Below are 2591 nucleotides of genomic sequence, written 5' to 3'. Positions count from 1 at the left end.
GGGTGCGCCTTGCGCCAGTTGAGCCGGGCCACCACGCGGCGGGCCCGGCGCAGCGCGTCCGGCTCGTCCAGCGCGAGGTGGTCCGCGAGCCCGGAGGTGCGCGCGTGCATCCCGGCGCCGCCCAGCTCCTCGTCGTCGGCCTCCTCGCCGGTCGCCATCCGCACCAGCGGCGGCCCGCCGAGGAAGACCTTCGCCCGCTCCTGCACCATGATGACGTGGTCGGACATGCCGGGGATGTACGCGCCTCCGGCGGTCGAGTTGCCGAAGACCACGGCGACGGTCGGGATGCCCGCAGCCGAGAGCCGGGTGAGGTCGCGGAAGAGCGCGCCGCCCGGGATGAAGATCTCCTTCTGGCTGGGCAGATCGGCGCCTCCGGACTCCACGAGGCTGATGCACGGCAGCCGGTTCGCGTACGCGATCTCGTTGGCCCGCAGCGCCTTCTTCAGCGTCCACGGGTTGCTCGCCCCGCCGCGCACGGTCGGGTCGTTGGCCGTGATCAGGCACTCGACGCCCGCCACCGTGCCGATGCCGGTGACCAGGGAGGCGCCGGTGGTGTAGTCGCTGCCCCAGCCGGCCAGCGGGGACAGCTCCAGGAACGGGGTGTCCGGGTCGAGCAGCAGCTCGACGCGCTCGCGCGCGAGCAGCTTGCCGCGCGCCCGGTGCCGCTCGACGTACTTCCCGCCGCCGCCCGCGACGGCCTTCGCCAGCTCGGCGTCCAGCTCCGCGAGTTTGCGCAGCATCTCCTCGCGGTTCTCCGCGTACCCGGGGCCGTGCGGGTCGAGGGCCGTGGCTATGCGGACCATATGAGCAGCTCCTCCGGTATGTCCATGTGCCGGGCGCGCAGCCACTCCCCGAGCCCCTTGCCCTGCGGGTCGAACCGGGCCCGGGAGGCGGCGCCCTCGCCGAGGACGCCGTCCAGGGTGAAGTTGAGGGCGCGGAGGTTGGGGAGGGCGTGCCGGGCGACCGCCAGCCCGGCCGCCTCGGGCAGCAGCTCCCGTACGCGTTCGGCGGTCAGCTCCCGCTCCATCCAGGACCAGACCCCGGCGTCGCCGTCCCGCGCCCACACCCCGATGTTGGCGCTCCCGCCCTTGTCGCCGCTGCGGGCGCCGAGGACGCGGCCCAGCGGAACGCGCCGGACGGCCGCCCCGCCGGGCCGCGGTGGCGGCGTCTGCGCGGGAGGGGCCTGCGCGGGAGGGGCCTGCGCGGGAGAGGGCGGTACGGGAGGTTCCGCCCGGGGTCCGGAGAGGGTGGCGGTGTCCACCGCGACCCGGGTCCCGTCCGGGTGCACCGCCAGCTGGGTGACCGCCTCCCGCGGCACGGCGCGGGAGGCGAACACGCCGTACGGCTCGCCCCGTCCGGGCGGGGCCGCCAGCTGGAAGCCCGGATAGCTCGCCAGCGCGAGCTCGACCGCCGCGCCGCTGACCGCACGGCCCACCACCGCCGGGTCCGCGTCCCGCACCACCAGCCGCAGCAGCGCGCTCGCCTCCTCCTGCACCGCGGCGTCCGGCCGGTCGGTACGGGCGAGGGTCCAGCTCACCCCGGCCGGGCGGGGCGCAGGCCCGGACGCCAGCGCCGCCTCCAGCTGCTCCCGCACCAGCGCCGCCTTCCCGGGCACGTCCAGCCCGGTCAGCACGAAGGTGACCTCGTTGCGGTAGCCCGCCAGCCGGGTCACCCCCACCTTGAGGGTGTCCGGGCGCGGTTCGCCGCGCACGCCGTCGATCCGGACGCGGTCGGGCCCGTCCGGCGTCAGCCGCACGGTGTCCAGGCGGGCCGTCACATCCGGGCCCGGATAGCGCGCCCCCGCCGTCTCGTACAGGAGCTGCGCGGTGACCGTGCCCACCGTGACCGCGCCGCCGGTGCCCGGGTGCTTGGTGACGACGCAGGAGCCGTCCCGGCGGATCTCCGCGAGCGGAAACCCGGGGTGCCGTACGTCGATGCCCTCCTCCGCGAAGAAGGCGTAGTTGCCGCCCGTCGCCTGCGCTCCGCACTCCAGGACGTGGCCCGCCACGACCGCGCCCGCCAGCGCGTCCCAGTCGTCCGGCGCCCACCCGAAGCGGGCCGTCGCCGCGCCGCTCACCAGCGACGCGTCCGCCACCCGCCCGGTGACCACGACGTCGGCCCCGGCCCGCAGGCACTCGGCGATCCCGGCGCCGCCCAGATACGCGTTCGCGGTCAGCGCCCCCTCGCCCCAGCCGCCGGGGTGCCCGGACAGGCCGGGGCGCCCGCTCAGGTCGTCGCCCTCGACGTGCGCCACCCGCGCCGGCACGCCGACCCGCGCGCTCAGCTCCCGTACGGCGTCGGCGAGCCCGGCGGGGTTGAGCCCGCCCGCGTTGGCGACGAGCCGCACGCCGCGCTCCCGCGCCAGCCCCAGGCCGTCCTCCAACTGCCGCAGAAAGGTGGCCGCGTAGCCCCGGGCGGGGTCCTTCAGGCGGTCCCGGCCGAGGATGAGCAGCGTCAGCTCGGCGAGGTAGTCACCGGTGAGCACGTCCAGCTCGCCGCCGGTCAGCATCTCGCGCAGCGCGCTGAAGCGGTCGCCGTAGAAGCCGGAGGCGTTGCCGACCCGCAGCACCTCCCCGGCCCCGGTCACGCCC

General features: G+C 76.6%; 2 protein-coding genes. Both read right to left on the bottom strand.

Annotation, left to right across the window (positions count from 1 at the left end; all coding sequences use genetic code 11):
* Positions 1-803: carboxyl transferase domain-containing protein (locus tag G5C65_RS35260; RefSeq protein WP_277608152.1), on the bottom strand; the 803-nt coding region annotated here is incomplete at its 3' end.
* Positions 791-2587: an acyclic terpene utilization AtuA family protein gene (locus G5C65_RS35255; RefSeq protein ID WP_165303135.1), complete on the bottom strand. Its 1797-nt coding sequence runs from the start codon at positions 2585-2587 to the stop codon at positions 791-793. The genes G5C65_RS35255 and G5C65_RS35260, both read right to left, overlap by 13 nt.
* Positions 2588-2591: the final 4 nt, after the last annotated feature.

Origin of the sequence: Streptomyces boncukensis, from assembly GCF_011045075.1 — a bacterium.
In the GTDB taxonomy this organism is placed as follows: Bacteria; Actinomycetota; Actinomycetes; order Streptomycetales; family Streptomycetaceae; genus Streptomyces; species Streptomyces boncukensis.
Note: the sequence above shows the minus strand (reverse complement) of the source record. Positions and strands in the feature narration are given on the sequence as shown.